The organism is Undibacterium umbellatum (genome assembly GCF_014284125.1).
In the GTDB taxonomy this organism is placed as follows: Bacteria; Pseudomonadota; Gammaproteobacteria; order Burkholderiales; family Burkholderiaceae_D; genus Undibacterium; species Undibacterium umbellatum.
This window is the reverse complement of sequence record NZ_JACOFX010000022.1, coordinates 28142-44850: the sequence shown is the minus strand read 5'-3', so window position 1 is coordinate 44850 and position 16709 is coordinate 28142. Positions and strand designations below refer to the sequence as shown.

The 16709-nt window shown below is 50.4% G+C and carries 13 protein-coding genes; 8 read left to right on the top strand and 5 right to left on the bottom strand.

All coding sequences use genetic code 11. The annotated features are described in order from the left end of the window. The first annotated feature begins 40 nt into the window (after positions 1-40). The 3 genes from H8L47_RS25750 to H8L47_RS25740 all read left to right on the top strand — a co-directional run bounded on the left by H8L47_RS25750 (position 41) and on the right by H8L47_RS25740 (position 3711). The gene (locus H8L47_RS25750; protein ID WP_186956600.1) at positions 41-2716 is read left to right on the top strand and encodes a S9 family peptidase; all 2676 of its coding nucleotides are present in this window, start codon (positions 41-43) and stop codon (positions 2714-2716) included. Positions 2717-2957: 241 nt separating this feature from the next. Next, on the top strand, positions 2958-3296 hold the full coding sequence (locus tag H8L47_RS25745) for a hypothetical protein (protein ID WP_186956599.1): 339 nt from the start codon (positions 2958-2960) through the stop codon (positions 3294-3296). 127 nt (positions 3297-3423) lie between these two features. Next, the gene (locus H8L47_RS25740; RefSeq protein ID WP_186956598.1) at positions 3424-3711 is read left to right on the top strand and encodes a hypothetical protein; all 288 of its coding nucleotides are present in this window, start codon (positions 3424-3426) and stop codon (positions 3709-3711) included. A gap of 10 nt (positions 3712-3721) precedes the next feature. On the opposite strand, the gene H8L47_RS25735 is transcribed toward H8L47_RS25740, so the two are convergent. The 5 genes from H8L47_RS25735 to H8L47_RS25715 form a co-directional block, all read right to left on the bottom strand. Beyond that, the gene (locus H8L47_RS25735) at positions 3722-4612 is read right to left on the bottom strand and encodes an alpha/beta hydrolase family esterase (protein ID WP_186956596.1); all 891 of its coding nucleotides are present in this window, start codon (positions 4610-4612) and stop codon (positions 3722-3724) included. 99 nt (positions 4613-4711) lie between these two features. Continuing rightward, a complete protein-coding gene (locus tag H8L47_RS25730) occupies positions 4712-5944 on the bottom strand; it encodes a sensor histidine kinase (protein ID WP_186956594.1) in 1233 nt (410 codons plus the stop codon). Next, a complete protein-coding gene (locus tag H8L47_RS25725; protein ID WP_186956593.1) occupies positions 5937-6638 on the bottom strand; it encodes a response regulator transcription factor in 702 nt (233 codons plus the stop codon). Before H8L47_RS25725 ends, H8L47_RS25730 begins: the two co-directional genes overlap by 8 nt. An 84-nt stretch (positions 6639-6722) precedes the next feature. Then, complete coding sequence (locus tag H8L47_RS25720) at positions 6723-7778, bottom strand: AraC family transcriptional regulator (RefSeq protein ID WP_186956591.1); 1056 nt, start codon at positions 7776-7778, stop codon at positions 6723-6725. Continuing rightward, positions 7778-8701: a GGDEF domain-containing protein gene (locus H8L47_RS25715; RefSeq protein WP_230413914.1), complete on the bottom strand. Its 924-nt coding sequence runs from the start codon at positions 8699-8701 to the stop codon at positions 7778-7780. The genes H8L47_RS25720 and H8L47_RS25715 overlap by 1 nt, the downstream gene beginning before the upstream one ends. A 465-nt stretch (positions 8702-9166) precedes the next feature. Between H8L47_RS25715 and H8L47_RS25710 the strand changes: the two genes are divergently transcribed. The 5 genes from H8L47_RS25710 (at position 9167) to H8L47_RS25690 (ending at position 16675) form a co-directional block, all read left to right on the top strand. Then, a complete protein-coding gene (locus H8L47_RS25710) occupies positions 9167-11704 on the top strand; it encodes a TonB-dependent receptor (protein WP_186956589.1) in 2538 nt (845 codons plus the stop codon). Positions 11705-11715: 11 nt separating this feature from the next. Next, complete coding sequence (locus tag H8L47_RS25705; RefSeq protein ID WP_186956587.1) at positions 11716-13575, top strand: phytase; 1860 nt, start codon at positions 11716-11718, stop codon at positions 13573-13575. Between the two features lie 258 nt (positions 13576-13833). Next, a complete protein-coding gene (locus tag H8L47_RS25700; RefSeq protein ID WP_222616688.1) occupies positions 13834-14130 on the top strand; it encodes a HEAT repeat domain-containing protein in 297 nt (98 codons plus the stop codon). Between the two features lie 187 nt (positions 14131-14317). Then, positions 14318-15613, top strand: coding sequence for a hypothetical protein (locus tag H8L47_RS25695; RefSeq protein ID WP_186956583.1), 1296 nt, complete (start codon positions 14318-14320; stop codon positions 15611-15613). Between the two features lie 225 nt (positions 15614-15838). Then, entirely contained in the window at positions 15839-16675 is an 837-nt protein-coding gene (locus H8L47_RS25690; protein ID WP_186956581.1) for an HDOD domain-containing protein, read from the top strand. The last annotated feature ends 34 nt before the right edge of the window (positions 16676-16709 follow it).

Below are 16709 nucleotides of genomic sequence, written 5' to 3'. Positions count from 1 at the left end.
TCCCATACCTGCTAATTAAACTAAAACCAAGGTTTTCATCATGTCTCCGAAAATTCTCACCGTCAGTATTGCGCTCGCTTTCAGCGGGGCGGCCAACTTGCTCTTTCCTCAAGAAACTGCTCATGCCGCACCTGCTGTTGCAAGTATCGCCAAAATCAAGCCAGCAGACCTGACACTGGAACAGGTATATCGCGCCAAAGGCTATGCAGGCCAGGCAGCCCGTCATATACATTTCAGCAAGGATGGCCGTTATCTGGCCTATACCTGGAACCCGTTCGGTGAAAATGGCTTTGATCTCTATGTGCATGACACGCTGACTGGTGAAACCAAGCGCATTACTTCACCTGCCCTGATGAAGACTTTTGACGCACCGGAAGACTGGGAGCGCTTCAATAAAAAAGCCAAACAAAAAGAAAAAGAAGAAGCTGAACGCCAGGCCAAGGCAGAAGCACATGCAGCCTATCTGCGCGGTGAAAAAGTCAATTTGATGCAGTGGGAAGAAGCAGCACTGGAAGAAGTGAAACGTGAACTGGCCGAGAAAAAAGCCAAGGACGCTGCCAAGAAAGCGGAACTTGATGCTGAAGCAGCCAGGGAAAAAGCCGCTGCTGCTGCCGCGAAAACAGGCGCAGCCAGCGTAGCTAAAAACGACAGCGACAAGAAGGACGAGAAGAAAGACGCAAAAGACGACAACAAGACCAAGGAAATCTGGGAACTGCGTGACGAGCTCAAAAAGAAACTGGAAAAAGAAAAACTCAAGCCAAGCGATTTGTATCCCGGTGTTGATGCCATAGTCTGGGCAAATAAAAAGAATGAACTGATCTTCCAGTACCGTGGTGACTTATTCCGCCTGAATGCGGTTGACGGCAAGATAGAACGCCTGACACAGACTGACAAAACCGAACGCATCGTCGCCTATCAGGCAGATGACAATGGCTATATCTACATGGATGAAAAGCGTCTTTTCAACGCCAGCTTCAGCAGCAGCGCCATCCGCCAGTTGAACCGCGAACTGATACATCCTGACGATGCCGATAAAAAATACCGCATCGCCAACACAGTGTTGAGTGAAGACAAGCAATGGATGGCAATTTCCGCCGAAGCACCGGATGCCAAACCAGAAGGTGGCAAGCCAACTCCGCCTGCTGAGCGCCAAGTCGAGATCATGAATTACAGCGAACGCTTCGCCACTGCAAAAAAAGTGAATCGCGAAGTGTCAGATGACAAGCGCAAGATACCCGCTACTGCTTTGTATATACGCCGTGTTGGCGATGCCTCTGCACGCCAGCCACAACCAGTCTTTACCAATGACGGAGGCGATGTGTGGTTTGAAATGAGCCCTGTCAGTTGGGCCAAGGATGGTAGTCGCTATACCTTCTCTACCTGGGAACGTGAAAAAGACTTGTTGCGCATCTATGTAGGCAAGGCAGAAGAAGGTGCCAAACCACAAATGGTATTGGAAAGACGCGGCAATGTCGGTCATGAAGTTGTAAACGTACTGGCGCCCCGCTTTACACCCGACAGCAAGCAATTGATCGCCGTACTCGATGAACAAGGTTATCGCCAGCCCTATTTGATTGATGTCAGCAATGGCAGTGCAAAACCTTTGCTCAAAGGTGATTTTGAAGCCCACAACATCATAGGCTTTAGCGAAGACAGCAAATCCATGTTCGTGCTCGCCAACAAGGATGATTTCGCTGCAATGAATGCCTACAAGGTCGACCTGGCAACTGGCGACATGAAGGCCATTGGACAGCCTGGTGATTTTCATCGCGCCAGCGCGGTCACAGAAAGCGGTGACAAACTGGCCAGCATGGCAGGACAATGGTCAAACCGTCCTGAGTTGAAACTGGTGGATATTGCCAACACCAAATCCACCACACTGACGCAAAGCCATGACCCGCAATGGAATGCGATAGACCTGCAGCGTCCTGAACGTTTCAGCTACACCAATCGCCATGGCGACAAGATACAGGCTTATGTCTTCAAACCAGCCAACCTGAGTTCATCCGACCGCCGCCCTGCCATCGTCTACACCTATGGCGGCCCCTTGAATGACAGGCATATTGTCGAGACAGACAGCTTCCAGCAAACTGCCTACATGTTCGGTATGTATATGGCTGCCAAGCACGGCTATGTCACCGTAGCAGTGGATCCGCGTGGCCATTCCAATTATGGCCGCAAGTTTAGTGGTGCCAATTGGGAACAGGTAGGTAAACCACAGACGGAAGACCTCGAAGACCTGACCAAATACATGCAAAAAAACCTGGGCGTTGATGGCAAGCGCATAGGTTTGACAGGCTGGAGTTTTGGCGGCTTCCAGACCCAGTACACCATGTACACCAGCCCGGATACTTTTGCCGCTGGCATCGCAGGTGCTGGCCCGACGGAGTGGGAAAACTATAATAGCTGGTATAGCGGCCGTACCATAGGCAAGACCGAGCGCAGCAAGCCAAACTTGCGTAAATACTCGCTCCTGCCTTTAACGGCGGGCTTGAAAAAGCCGCTGTTGCTGGTGCATGGCATGCAAGACCCGAATGTGCTGTACCAGGATACGGTAAATGTTTATCGTTCATTGCTGGAAAACGGCAAGGAAACCCTGGTCGACCTTTTCCTGGATCCTGATGGCGAACATGCCATGGGTGGTGTGGTCAAAGCAAAGACCTGGCACAAGAAATATGAAGCATACTTCTTGCAGCACCTGGGCAAGGCAAAATAAATGGACTAAGTAACAAAATGCGGCTGAGGAAGGTTTCTCAGCCGTTTTATTGACACTCGGAAAAATTGATCTAAAATCAAGTGGTAATGCCTGCGTGTGATTACCGTGGCTCAGCCTTATCCAGATTCATATAATACCGTCTTGACCAATACTCATCTTTCTCATAAAAGAAATGACGCAGACTTTACTACCCCTGCTTTTACTTTTTTCACTTGCGGCTGTCAGCAGCAGCGCAAATGCGATGAACGAAAAGGACGCCTACAGGAATCTCATGTACTTCCAGACGGCCAAAAGCGAAAGTGAATATTGCGAAAATAAATTGCATGTACAAGCAATTTCACAGCAAACAAAATGGCGCAATCAACATGCTGCGATACTGTCCCGCTCCATCAGCACATTAGAACAGCACTTCATCAATGATAAAGGTACATCGACAAAGGATCTGCCTGCTGCCATCGCTGCTGTCTGGAAAAAACTTGAAGAAGTGGATAAACGTGAGCTTGGAGACACACGCACTTACAAAACCTGCATCAAATTTCCAGAGTCACTGAAGTTTTATGAGGCACAGCTGGTCAAATAAGGAAAAAACAATATTGACGCAATTATCGGCAATATCGTTTTAAAAATACCGTAGACTATGTTGACTGTCATGCCGATAATGACAACTATTCCTTATTTCAGGCACGCACCACCCTCAGGAGCAACACATGAAAAGCAGCACCAGCCAATACCTGTACTCAGTATTTAGGCAGGTTTCACAAGAATTTCGCCAAATTGGGCAAAAATTCGGCATGCGCTTGCTGCGCACGCCTTTGCCAAAAATACTGATCATTTGTATCGCCCTGGCTCTGTTCATCACCATTATTCCTTTGGTGATTACCTTGTTTGTAGTATTTGTCCTCATCAAGCTATTGCTTGGTGTTGCAACGATGGGGGCTGGCCAAAACCGTGGTAATCCCCCGCAAAATCAATATGTGGAACGAATCGACAAGTGAGCTTATGAGCTTAATCCAGGGCATGTAGCCTGAAAAATTGCCATATAGACTCATTCAAATTGATTTGCTGAGAAGTTTTCCCTATCGGCAGGCCAATATTGAATGAGTCTGCGCCTGCCCAGGTATGGCCTCCTTCTTGTATTGTCAGCAGCATTGTCTTGTGCCTGGCATGGGCTTGATCTTCCACAGTTTCCAGTATGCTGACTTCACTTATATCGGCAGTGTCTACCACTGGCTTGCGTGACCTCGTGGCAGTATCTGGAATTTGATTATGCTTGCGCCAGTAATGAAAAGTATCTTTGGCAGATAAATAGCTATCCTTTTTGCCTTCAAACAAGACGACCTTGTCAGCAGTGCCGTGGGTGAGCATAACCCCAATTTTTTTCTTGTCATTATGATGTTGCATTACCGGTTCAGGCAGAGTAGCTCCTACCGCCGCGATGGCTGCAAACCTGTGCGCCAGTTCTACCGCGATCCGATAACAAAAGAAACCTCCGCGTGATAATCCTGTTGCATACACTTTGCCAGTGTCAGTGCGATACTCTTTCTGGATATGCTGTAAAAGTGCGTCAACAAAGCCGATATCGTCACTACCCTCTTTATAGCTCATGCCAAAGCCGACATTCCAGTCTTGCTTGATACCTTGCGGATAGACGACGATAAAGCCATGCTTGTCTGCGGTCTTGTTCATTTGCGTGTACAACATCTGCTCTGCCATCGTCATACCGCCACCATGAAAATTGAAGACGACAGGAAATTTCCTGTTGATATCCTCATGATAAGCCGGCGGAATGTAGACGATATACCTTCTTTTTTCTTCTTTATGCTGCAAGGATTTCACTTGGGCATGCGCGGAAAAAGTCAGTGCAAGCAGCAATATAAAACTCAGTATTTTTTTCATTTTTGACCTTCACCTGTAGACAAATTTTAATTACCAAGACCTGCAGTCTGGCTCAGAGAAGGTGAAATCAAAGTGAAATTGCCAGCCTTTTTTATATATTCAGCGCCCAGGTATTGCCGGCTGGGGAATGATTTCCACTTGAAAGCTATCTACTGATTGTTCAAAGCGAATTTCCCAACCCAAGGCACTAGTGATTCTCTCCATCAGGTTACGTCCATGACCAAAGCCTGCAGTATGACTATGTCTGTCAGATCTGATTGCATTGCTGAGTATGAGCTTGGGATGTTCAAAGAACACGTGTATGGCGGCTTGCCCATCGCCATGCGTCATGGCATTGTTGAACAGGTTATTGAGCAGCAGTCCAATCAAATGCTGGTTGCCCAGCACTAGCCATTGCGCGGGTAAATCCAGCGTCACTTCATGACGCTTGGCAGGCGTACTGTAGTGTACAAAGAGCAGACTTTGTTCTATGCATGCAATCAAGTCTAGCTTGATGGGCAGCATGTTTTCCGCCCTGGCCAAGGCCAGCAAAATGTCCAAGGTGTGCATTAAATCATCGACAGATTGTCGTGCCACCAGAGCATCTTCCTCAGCGAGAACACGTCCCTGGCCAGCAAGCAACAGATTATTGAGAATAGTAATGGGCGTACGCAACTCATGACTTAAGTCACGAGTGAAATTGGTTTCACGCAAAAGCGCAGTGTGCCTTGCATGCAGGCTGTCTTCCAGCTTTTTGGCCAGGAAGCCGATTTCATCTCTGCGCTGGCTTGCTTTAAAGCTCGGTATCTCTTTTGCCGGTGTCGAACTCACTTCCTCAGCCAGTTGTTGCAAGGGTAAGGCAATGCGCCGCACCAAAAAATAAGCCAGAAGCAGGGCTGCAACCAGCATCAGCAGTGCGACTGTCAACATCAGACCTGCCACTCTTGCCGACAAATGGCTGACCACCAAAAATGGACTTACTTCAGCGAGCAAATACACTTCCTGTGCAGAACCAAGTTGTAGCCTTAGCACATGATAATGTTTACCATCCTTGCCAAAAATCTCCAGTTTCCTGCCACCTGTTACGTGCAATTCTCTTACTTCTTGTCTAACGGCTGCTGGCATGGCATCGACGGAAGTATACAATTGCATGAAATCCATGTCTGGCCTGGGCAATGTCTCATGACTGCTGCTCCTGATGATCACTTTGGCTTGTTGCGCCAGGATACTCTCCAGCACCATGTCTTCTGTGACATAGGCAAGCAAGAGCGCAATCAGGGTATAGGCGATGCAAATCAGGGCCGTGAAACTGCCCAGTATCATGAACAAGCGGCGCTGGATACTGTCAGTCATTCTCATCGAGTTGTAATTGATAGCCTATCTGGTGTATGGTAGCCAACATCTTGCGGCCACTCACCCCTTCCAATTGCTTGCGCAGGCTGTATATATGTGACTTCAGCGCATCACTCTCTGGGATGGCATCACCCCAGATAGCCTGCAACAACACGGAGCGGGACACTGCGCGCGGGTATTGCTGTACCAGCATCAATAGAATTTTGAAGCCGATTTGCGTCAAACCCAGTGCCTGCCCCTGGTAACTGGCCTGCATTTCACGTGGCAACAATAACAGCGGCCCCAGATTGATTTGCTTGTTGATGTGTAACTGCTGACGACGGGCCAATGCCTGGCAACGCAAAGCCAGTTCACGCAAATCGAAAGGTTTGGTCAGGTAATCATCAGCGCCACCTGCAAAACCGCTTGCCTTGTCTTCAAACGCGTCTCGCGCAGTCAGCATCAGCACAGGCATATTGCAAACAGCAGTCGCTTTCATCTGACGACAAACTTCCAGGCCATCCATGTCGGGTAAATTCAAATCCAGTAAAACTACGTCATAAACATTTTCCTGAGCCAGATGGACTGCCAATTTCCCCTCATGCGCAAAATCACATGACCATGACAAGCCCTCAAGGAAAGCCGTGACCTGCCGTGCTATCGTCAGATTGTCTTCAACAACGAGGATTTTCAGCTTTTTTAGCTCTGTATGCATGAAGTGAAGTACCCAGTTCCCATCTTTAAGCGATAGGCTGGACTATATCGTCTCGATAGTCAGGGCACAATAACAAGTTGTAAGTTAGCCCATGACATGCAAACTTAAACCAGGGAAATCATCTGCCAGTTTCTCTTTCAACAAGCTCGGTGTCACCCCCGTCCAGCGTTTGAAAGAGCGACGGAAATTATTCGCGTCATGAAACCCCAGATGGTGAGCGACGGCTTCATTGTCATATTGGAGGCTCTGGAATAAGTAGAGAGCAACATGGGTGCGCACCTGATCAAGCTCTGCCTGGAAATGCGTACCCTGTCTGGCAAGATAACGTTTCATGCTGGCCGGGCTGACGCCAAATGCCGCTGCCAGTTGTTCCAGACTGGGGCTGCAACGTATATGGGCCAACAGATAATCGTAGACAGCATTCAGCAGACTAGGTGTTTCATCCATCAACAAGGCTTCTTGCCTGGCTTGTTGCAGGGCGACGTTTGCCGCCAGTGCATTACCACGTGGCCAGGGCATATCCAGATATTCCGAGGCGATCAGCATGGCATCCAGATGGCAATTAAAACGCAGCTCCCCGCCCAGATGTACTTCATGTTGCTCGGTATGACGGGCAGCACTGCGGTTGAAGCAAAACCGCCATGGCAAGCGCCTGCCACTCAGCCAGCGGCACATGGCAACTACCGCTGTCATATGCATTTCCACAATGGCTGGACGCAAGCTCGGTGCGCCATAACTGTCCATCCAGTACAAAATACTGTAATCCTGTCCTGCACTATATCGGGGTTTGAGCAAAGGACACAAACGAGTGGCATGCATGCACAAAATATCCAGCGCCTGACGCAAGTTTTGCGCCTGTAATAATGCGTGACTGACGCTGCCAAAATGTCCTGGCAACATTTGCTGACCAAGCATGAAACTACTGTCTGCACTACGCAATGCTTGCAAGGCATTGCCCAGTAGTTGCAGGTATTGCTGCGGGCTGATGCGGCATAGACCCTGGGTGATATGTTCGGCTATCAAATCGCTGCCCCGCAGGATCAGGTCATCATCAAGTTCGCGGTCACGCGCATAGGACAATATCTGGGCAGCATGATACTCCGCTGGCAGGCAGGTATCGGCTGCCTGATGAAAACGCATTACAGTGCTCCCGCTGGCAATGGCGGCTCGACACTGGCATGTGCACTGCTCTCAAGCGCTCGGCTCAGTCTGGACAGCAGGGTATCAGGCACGTCATCTGCCATGGTGCAGGCATGGCGCATGCTGATTTCCAGCGTCTGCTCTTGCGCGCAATACCGCATCTGCCTGACCATATGGCATAGATGCACAGCCAGTGCCTGCGCCTCTTCCAGGCTGCGGTCATGCAAGACCAGAGCAAATCTGTCTCCGGCATAGCGGCAAAGCACATCCTTATTGTGCAGGTTCAGCAAGAGCATATGACTGACTGCCAGCAAGACCTTATCGCCTTCATGCTGGCCATATTGACGATTGATAAGATGAAACTGATCTATGTCCAGCAACACCAGAGCACAAGGCAAGCCTGGATGATTGTCCATCTCTAGCTTGATTTGCAGGCGCAAATAATCGGCATTGCTGAGTTGGGTCACACGATCAAAAGCACGGTGATCGCGAAACAGGCGTTCACGTTTTTGCAAGTGCTCATTGAGTGCAAACTGTTCTTCACGCCAGTAATACATGCCAGCCGTGACGATCAGCATACCGGTAAATACCAGCATGGATTCCAGTAGGTGAGCCCAAATATCTTCCTTGGGAATAACAAAGAATTCATCCAGGCAATCCGCCCATGAACCCAGCATGATGGCGGCCAGGCCAAAGGCGAACAAGCGCGTCAGCAGCCCTCTGGGGCGGCTACTGAGCATGAGCAGCAGCCACAGTCCAGCCATCATCGCAGTACCACCCTCTCCAACGATGTCCATCCACTTCCATCTAATCAAGGGCTTGGGCGTGCCCATATAGGCATATAAAAAAATAAAGGCACACAGTGCCAGGCAGGCAGAGATAATGAAATTTCTATGCAGGCGCAACATGGAATTTTTTAACATTGCATTCACATCCAAAGGTCAGGTCGCGCGAGACTAATTGACGTGCGTGACAAGAAGATGACATGGGTGTTTTTTGATATGGCCTATGGATGGAAAACAACGGGGGTGCAAACGGCTCATTTTTTCACCGGCTTATGTTAAAAACACAAAAGACCTCTCAACACAGAGACACATAGAAAAGCAAGAGAGAGGAAAAATTCTTTGCCAAAATGGATGAATTCGTCTTGAGTATCCTCTTTCCTTTCTCTGTGCCTCTGTGGCGAGCTTTTTGGTCTGTTTTTCAAAAAACCAGTTATCAGCTATTTATCGCCAAACGCAAAAGTCATTTCAGCTCATATCCTCGTCATTCATCTCATTATTCCTGTGCAAGAGCAAATCCGGCTCCCATCTGTCACAGAACCGACATATACCTCCCCTAGAATCCGCCCACTCTTTTGCCATTCACTACCTGCGGAAATCGTATCCATGAAAACCCTGAAGAAAAAACCTATCCCTCAACTCTCCATTATCATGCTGGGCATTTCGGCCATGCTGAGTGCCCATGCCCAAGGCCCTAATGTGACCGTCAGTGATGCCAGTACTGTCACAATCACCGGTCAGCGCACCAGCTTGCGCAAGGCACTGGAAATGCAGGAAAAAGCTGACAATATCGTCAGCGTAGTCAGCAGCGATGACATCGGCGGCTTGCCGGATAAAAATGCGGCTGAAGCACTGGCCCGCCTGCCGGGCATCGCCGTCCAGCGTGACCAGGGTGAAGGCCGCTATATCTCGGTGCGCGGCCTCGGTGCTGATCTCAACGGTGTGAGCATCAACGGTGCTCTGGTGCCATCCCCCGAAGCCAGCCGTCGTGCTGTGGCCCTGGATGTCTTGCCAGCCGGGATGATACGTTCTCTGGAAGTGACCAAGACCTTGCGCCCGGAACAGGATGCCAGTTCACTCGGTGGTGCAGTCGAGGTCAAAAGCTTGACCGCCTTTGATTTGCCGGGCAAATTCCTGACATTGAATACTGGTGCCAGCTATGACCAGGTCACAGGCAAAACCAGCCCGAATGCTGGTCTCTTGTGGGCGGACCGCTTTGCTGGCGGCAAGCTGGGTATCGCTGCAGGTATCAGCGCAGAGAAACGCAGTTTTGGCTCGGATAATGCAGAAACCGGTGGTGCCTGGGAAAACGGCAAGCTGGGCGGATTTGAACTTCGCGATTACCTGCCCGTGCGTGAACGTCATGCCTACGCCCTGAATCTTGATTACAAGCCTACAAGCACACAAACTTATTTCCTGCACGGCTTCCTGAGTGATTTCAGCGATGACGAAGTACGCGACCGCATCACCCTGGGTAATTTTTCCAGCGGTACTCTGGCCGAAGGTACAAGCACTACTGCCAGGGCCGAGCGCCGTATCCGTCAGCGTAAATACACCCAGACCATCAGCTCTCTTGTGCTGGGTACTGAACAGAAATTCCAGGACTGGAAACTCGATCTGTCAGCAGCTTCCAGCCGCGCCAGCGAAGATACGCCAGAAGCCTTGAACGATGGCCGCTTCCGTGGCAATGCCAATTTTGCTGGAGTTGGTTTTGTTGATAGTGAAGTGCCAAGGATCATAGGCCCGGCCACTCTGTACGATCCCGCCAATTACAGCCTCAATGCCATCAGCATCCAACAGCGGTTTTCCAAAGATACCGAGCAACACATCAAAGTTGATCTTGCGCGCAAATTTCACTTCGAGCAGTTTGAATCCAATCTGAAATTCGGCGCCAAGGCCAGCCGCCGTGAAAAAACCAATGACACCAATCAATGGACATACAACAGCAGCAAAACCAGCAGTGGTAATTATTGGGGTCCGGGTTCCACCTCCATGACTAGCTTTGTGCAAAATCAGGCTCTCGATTATCCACTGGGTAATATTGGTACAGCCATCAGCGCTGATCTGGTCCGCGCCCGCGTCGCAGGTCTGGACAGGAATGCTGCTCGCCTGACGCTGGAATCTGCTATCAATGACTACAAGATCAACGAAAATATCGATGCCGCCTATCTGCAGAACAGTTTTGATACCGATGCCTTGCACATACTGGCTGGCGCCCGGGTAGAACGCACACAGTTTGACGCTGCTGGTACAAAAGTGACCGGCGGCACCAGCCTGCAGGCCATCAATCGCCAGCGCAGTTATTCAGACTGGCTGCCATCCCTGCATCTGCGTTATGACCTGGATAAAAAAACCAGTGTGCGTGCTGCATGGACAAATGCGGTCGTGCGCGCCAACTTCAGCCAGTTGGCACCAGGCATCAATCTCACCAGTACCACTGAAGCTGTCATCGGCAACCCGGACCTAAAACCGCTGAAAGCCAGCAATCTTGATTTCGGTGTAGAAAAAATACTGGACCATGATGGCAGCGTGTCGGCTTACCTGTTCAATAAGGATATCAAAAACTTCACTTACACCACCAATCTGGCCGGATCTGGCGCATGGCAAGGCTATACCAGTGCTGTCTCTTATGCGAATGGTGATAGCGCCAACGTCAAAGGCATAGAACTGTCTTATTCACAGCCACTGCGCATGTTGCCAGCCCCCTGGAAATATCTGATCGTAGGCGCTAATGCCAGCTTCACCCGCTCCAGTGCCGACATAGCGCGCTATGACACAGCTCTGGGCAAGTTCCGCAGCCGTTCCATCAATCTGCCAGGCCAGTCTGACCAGGTCATGAATCTGATGCTGGGCTATGAACACGGCCGCGTCAGCACGCGCCTGGCAGTCAACTATAAATCTCCTTATCTGCTGGAACTGGGAACGGATATTTTACGCGCTGATCAGGACCGTATTGTTGATGCCCAAAAGCAGCTGGATTTTTCTCTGGCATATCAGATCAACAAACGCTTCCAGCTGATCTTTGAAGCGGCAAACCTGAACAATGAAAAATACTATGTCTATCAGGGATCGCACCAATACAATGCCCAATATGAACAGTATGGCCGCACTTATAAAATCAGCTTGAAAGCCAGTGTATTCTGATGAAATTGAAAATGATGAAAACAAAATATCTGATATCCAGCCTGGCTTTTCTGGCAGCTTTTTCCTGCAGTGCGTCCGCTTCGGCAGCCAGCCTGCCACCCGCCGTCGCCGGTCGCGCGCAGGAAATTGTCGCGCTGCCAGATGGTGGCTGGCTCCTGCTCGACAAACAAGGTCTGCGCCTGCTTGACGCCGCTGGCAAGGAACGCAGCAAAGTCAGCCTGCGAGCAAAGCACCTGGATGCACGCCCTCATGCAGATGGTATGCTGGCGGTATTCATGGATGCCGACACACAAAAAACCTATGCCTATGTGGCGGATGTAAAAACCGGGAAAATGCGTTTACAGACCAGCATGGCATCGCCAGATTTTTCACTGGAAAGCCTGTGTCTGTATCGCGATGCACAGCAGCTGGATCATGTCTTCCTGATCGGCAAGGAAGGCCAGAGCGAGCAATGGGTCATGCATAATGACAGTGCGCAGCTGGTGCGCAAGCTGGCCCTGCCTCCACATAGCAAGCATTGCCGTGTTGATGACCAAAGCCGGACACTTTACCTGAACGCGCCTGATAGCGGTGTATGGGCATTTACCGCAGAAGCAGAAACTTCAGCCAAACTAAAACCTGTCGCCATGGCTGCCCCGTTTGGAAAATTGCAAGGTGGAGCCTCAGCCATCAGTGCAGCGCCAGGCGGCGTGGCAGTGCTGGATGCCAAGGGCAGAAAGCTGCATCTGTATCGCCAGAAAGAGGGACAGCATTTCCAGCCTGCCCAGGTCGTGAACCTGCCATACAGCGCAGCAAATATCCAGGTGCAGACAGCCAACGGCAAGCTTGACATGCTGCTACTCGATGAGCAGGCAAAGACCTGGCGCGGCAGCAGCACAGCCTGGATGCATACCGCAGCAAGCCCAGAGGTTACCGTCATAGAACCGGCGGTACAGACCAATACAGTCGCCCGCTATGGCGATGCTGCCGATGATCCAGCCATCTGGGTGCATCCGCAAGATGCCACATTGTCGCGTGTACTGGGCACCAACAAGAAGCAAGGCTTACTGGTGTATGACATGCAAGGCAAGCAAACCCAATTACTGGAAAGCGGTCGCCTCAACAACGTTGACGTCCGCCAAAACATCAAATGGGGCCAGCAAAGTTTTGATATCGCCATGGCGACCCAGCGTGATGAAAACAGCCTGGTGTTATACGTCATCAATGGTCAGGGGCAAGTGTCAGAGGCAGCACGCTTTGCCACCAAACTGGACAAAATCTATGGCTTTTGTTTGTACCAGCCACGCACTGGTGGCCTCGAAGCTTTTGTGAATGACAAGGATGGCACTTTTCAGCAATTCCGCATTACGCACAATGAGCAAGGCTTCAGCAGCAGCCTGGTGCGCAACTTCAAACTGGGCAGCCAACCAGAAGCTTGTGTGGCAGACGACAAGACTGACCGTCTCTTCATCGGTGAAGAAAAACGCGGCGTCTGGGTTACATCAGCCAAAGCCGATCAACCTGCAGATATGCAGATGGTCATGCCTGTAGGTAAACAACTGGTCGCCGATGTCGAAGGTCTGTCCATTTATTTTGGTGAAAAGGCAAATTACTTGCTGGTGTCCAGCCAGGGTGACAACAGTTACCTGGTGCTGGAGACGCAAGCACCGTATCGCCTGCGCGGCAAATTCCGCATAGGTTTGAATCTGGCCAAGGGCATAGATGGCACATCAGAAACAGATGGACTTGATGTCAGCGCCGTTAATTTTGGCGGCGAGTTTGCCAACGGCATGCTGGTGGTACAGGATGGCTACAAGCGCCTGCCAGATGGTACGCAAAACTTCAAGTACATAGCCTGGAAGGCTATCGCCAAGGCCTTCAAGCTGGATTAGCGCGCGCTTCCAAAGCGCAGTATCGATATCGCAATTAAAGTTCACATAGCAAGGACCTGCCTCTTTTCCAAAGGCGCAGGTCTTTTCTATTTCCGCTAGCATTTCAGCAATCTGTCTCAGCAATCGTGCGGCCGCAATTGGTTTGACGGCATCGTTAACGTAGGCGGATGTCAGCTGCATGAATTCCATGCGGGTAGTGGCAATCACACCATTATTTTCGAAGCGGGCTTTGCGAGTGAGTTGACCGTGTGGCACAAGATGACACTCGCCTTGCAAGGCCAACGCCCGGCAATATGGCAAATAGCTGTCTGGGGTTTAAGTGAAATGCGCTTTCCTGAAACCTGTCCTGCCATAGCTGCCCTGCTAAGTGACCCAGATGGCGCACTTGGCGATATCGGCGAAACTCGCTGGCTGGATGCTATGTTGCACTTGTTGAAGGATGACGATCCGCGAGTAAGATCAAGCGTTGCCCATGCCCTGGGCGATTTGCAAGAGAAAGCCAGCATTCCCGCACTAACATCTATATTGAATGATGCTGACAAGAGAGTGGTGTAACAAGTCCAGTGGACGCTAATGGAAATGAATTGAATACGATCTGCAAATCCCAAACCGAGCGGCAATCGTCTTGCGCAAACTTGCCATGAGTACAAAACAATGACAATTTATCGACATCTCCATGAATATGTCCAAGGCATCAGCATCTATGCTGATAGAACGACAAAACAATTAGTGAGACGATAAATTGAACGCCCGACAACTCATACTTACAGGCAGTATCTGCCTGATTAGCAGCCTGCTGCTGGCCTGCGGCGGTGCTAGTAGTACTCTTAATACTCAAGCCCCACAAGTTGCAGGCCCAACTTTGCGTGGCACGGCAGCGGCTGGCCTGGCCATTGTTGGCGCAATTGTCAATGTCAAATGCCGATCAGGCAACGGTGCCACGAAGACAGCGATCGACGGCACGTTTGAAATTTCCCTACCAGCGGGCAGCTCTTTACCCTGCGTACTGGAAACCACCAATCCCGGCAATTCAAGAACACTGCATGCCATTGCCACCAGTGACGGCACCATCAATCTGACACCCCTGACGGAAATGCTCTCCACCAGACTAATGCTGGCTGACATGAATAAGGTATTTGCCAATCCGGACTTCGATACCATCAGCAAGACAGCGACTGCAGGCAATATCAAAGCGGCGCAAGCCGATGTCAGTGCCGTATTGAGTGGCTTGCTCGATACCAGCAGCCTCAGCGACTTTTTAAGCCGCCCCCTGAAAGCAGCCACCACAGCAAACCCCGGCGCTGGAGATACACAAGACAAAATGCTGGATACCTTGAACCTCGCGCTGGCCAACAATCTGTATCAACCTTTGTTGAATATGCTGACCAAAACCACGCCCGGCATCATGGCATTTGGCCGCCACGGTTGCGTAGTGATGGGAGAGGATGGGAAATCTTTATCTTGCAGCGGCCCAGGCTTGTGGGAAACCGCTGCCAGAATCGATGTTTTCCCGGCGGCACTGATACTAGAACCAGCTGGCAAGCAAGTGATCACGGCAAAAATCGATTATCTGCAAAACGTCGAATACATTCGCCAGCCGGTCAAATGGCAAGTTGTGGAAGCAGACGGTGGCAGCATCAGCAGCAATGGTGAGTACACCGCCCCCAGCAAGGCTGGCATTTATCATGTACGGGCACAAAGAGAAGACTTCCCTACCCTTAGTGCAACGGCACTGGTGATCGTCAATACTACCTCACCCGGCTTTGTTCCGACCCTGAGTGTAGCGCACCACATCGTCAACGTCATGCCGGGTGGAAACATTGCACTAAAAGCAGATATCAACTATCCGCCCAATGTCGAGTACTTACGCGAGCCAGTCAGCTGGAGCATCGTCGAAGCTGGCGCTGGAGAAATCAGCCTGCAAGGCGTCTATACTGCACCGACAAAAAGCGGGGTTTACCATGCCAAAGTACAAAGAGATGATTTTCCGTCTATATACGCAGTGGTGGAAATTTTGGTAAATTACCCCCCTGATTAAAACTTGCATCATTTCTCTTAGCGCGTATGCTATTGGCAGACTGAGAATGATTGCAAAATAAAGTTAAATTTAAAGTTGCTTTTGAGAATTTTTTGACTATCATGAAGGCAGTCGATCATTCCTCATGGCAACTTTTAGTATGATGTATTAGCCACAACATGCGAGTTCATGTAGCAAACAGGCCAATGAGTGGAGGGATCGCCAGATGATTACCGGGAGAAAGTCATGGACAGGTTGGAAATTTTTAAAAGCATAGCCGCGGAAGTCAATCGTGGGGATATCGTCTTCCCTACCAATGTGGAAGCTTCGCTAAAACTACAGCGTATCCTTGATGATCCTGATTGCCATATCGATACGGCAGCCAAACTCATCATGGCCGACCCGCTGCTTTCTGCACGCACCGTGGCAATTGCCAACTCAGCCGCCTACCGCCGCTCCACCAATGAAATCACGCATGTCAGGCTGGCAGTTAACCGCCTGGGTTTTCGCACCCTGAAAGCTATGTTGGCTGCTGTCATCGTACGCCAGCTCAATAGCAAGGTCACAGACCCGGTCTTGAAAGCCAAGGCTGACAGACTATGGGAGCACTCTGCCCACGTATCTTCCCTGGCGCAGGTGATTGCCAAACAAGTGACCAGGGTTGATCCTGAAACCGCCATGTTTGCGGGTATCGTGCATGAGATAGGTGGTTTTTACCTGATTTCGCGTGCAGAAGAATTCCCTGGCTTGCTTGATGGCGAACCAGAAATCTGGATCGAATATGGTGAGCGCATGATAGGCCGAGGCATCATGCGCCAGTTGAATATACCTGAGAGTGTCATGAACGCGGTGGAAGCCATGTGGCACGGCGTTTGCGCCTTCCCGCCAGAGTCCCTTGGTGACACCCTGATCCTGGCAAATGATATCGCGCCGGTATTGTCACCCCTGCACGATGTAGACAGGGAATACAATAAACGCTTTGCCCGTCGCCTGAATTTTGACACTGAGGACAGCAGCTTCCAGATCATCATGGAAGAGCAGGAAGAGCAAATTGATACGCTCGCCACTGCCCTGATGATGTAAAAAAACTGCCCCAGCCAGCTGCCGCATCTGGCTG

Excerpts from the sequence above, each read along its gene's own strand:
- H8L47_RS25750 (WP_186956600.1), top strand. The coding sequence starts at position 41 with ATGTCTCCGAAAATTCTCACCGTCAGTATTGCGCTCGCTTTCAGCGGG.
- H8L47_RS25745 (WP_186956599.1), top strand. The coding sequence starts at position 2,958 with ATGAACGAAAAGGACGCCTACAGGAATCTCATGTACTTCCAGACGGCC.
- H8L47_RS25740 (WP_186956598.1), top strand. The coding sequence starts at position 3,424 with ATGAAAAGCAGCACCAGCCAATACCTGTACTCAGTATTTAGGCAGGTT.
- H8L47_RS25735 (WP_186956596.1), bottom strand. The coding sequence starts at position 4,612 with ATGAAAAAAATACTGAGTTTTATATTGCTGCTTGCACTGACTTTTTCC.
- H8L47_RS25730 (WP_186956594.1), bottom strand. The coding sequence starts at position 5,944 with ATGACTGACAGTATCCAGCGCCGCTTGTTCATGATACTGGGCAGTTTC.
- H8L47_RS25725 (WP_186956593.1), bottom strand. The coding sequence starts at position 6,638 with ATGCATACAGAGCTAAAAAAGCTGAAAATCCTCGTTGTTGAAGACAAT.
- H8L47_RS25720 (WP_186956591.1), bottom strand. The coding sequence starts at position 7,778 with ATGCGTTTTCATCAGGCAGCCGATACCTGCCTGCCAGCGGAGTATCAT.
- H8L47_RS25715 (WP_230413914.1), bottom strand. The coding sequence starts at position 8,701 with ATGTTAAAAAATTCCATGTTGCGCCTGCATAGAAATTTCATTATCTCT.
- H8L47_RS25710 (WP_186956589.1), top strand. The coding sequence starts at position 9,167 with ATGAAAACCCTGAAGAAAAAACCTATCCCTCAACTCTCCATTATCATG.
- H8L47_RS25705 (WP_186956587.1), top strand. The coding sequence starts at position 11,716 with ATGATGAAAACAAAATATCTGATATCCAGCCTGGCTTTTCTGGCAGCT.
- H8L47_RS25700 (WP_222616688.1), top strand. The coding sequence starts at position 13,834 with ATGACACTCGCCTTGCAAGGCCAACGCCCGGCAATATGGCAAATAGCT.
- H8L47_RS25690 (WP_186956581.1), top strand. The coding sequence starts at position 15,839 with ATGGACAGGTTGGAAATTTTTAAAAGCATAGCCGCGGAAGTCAATCGT.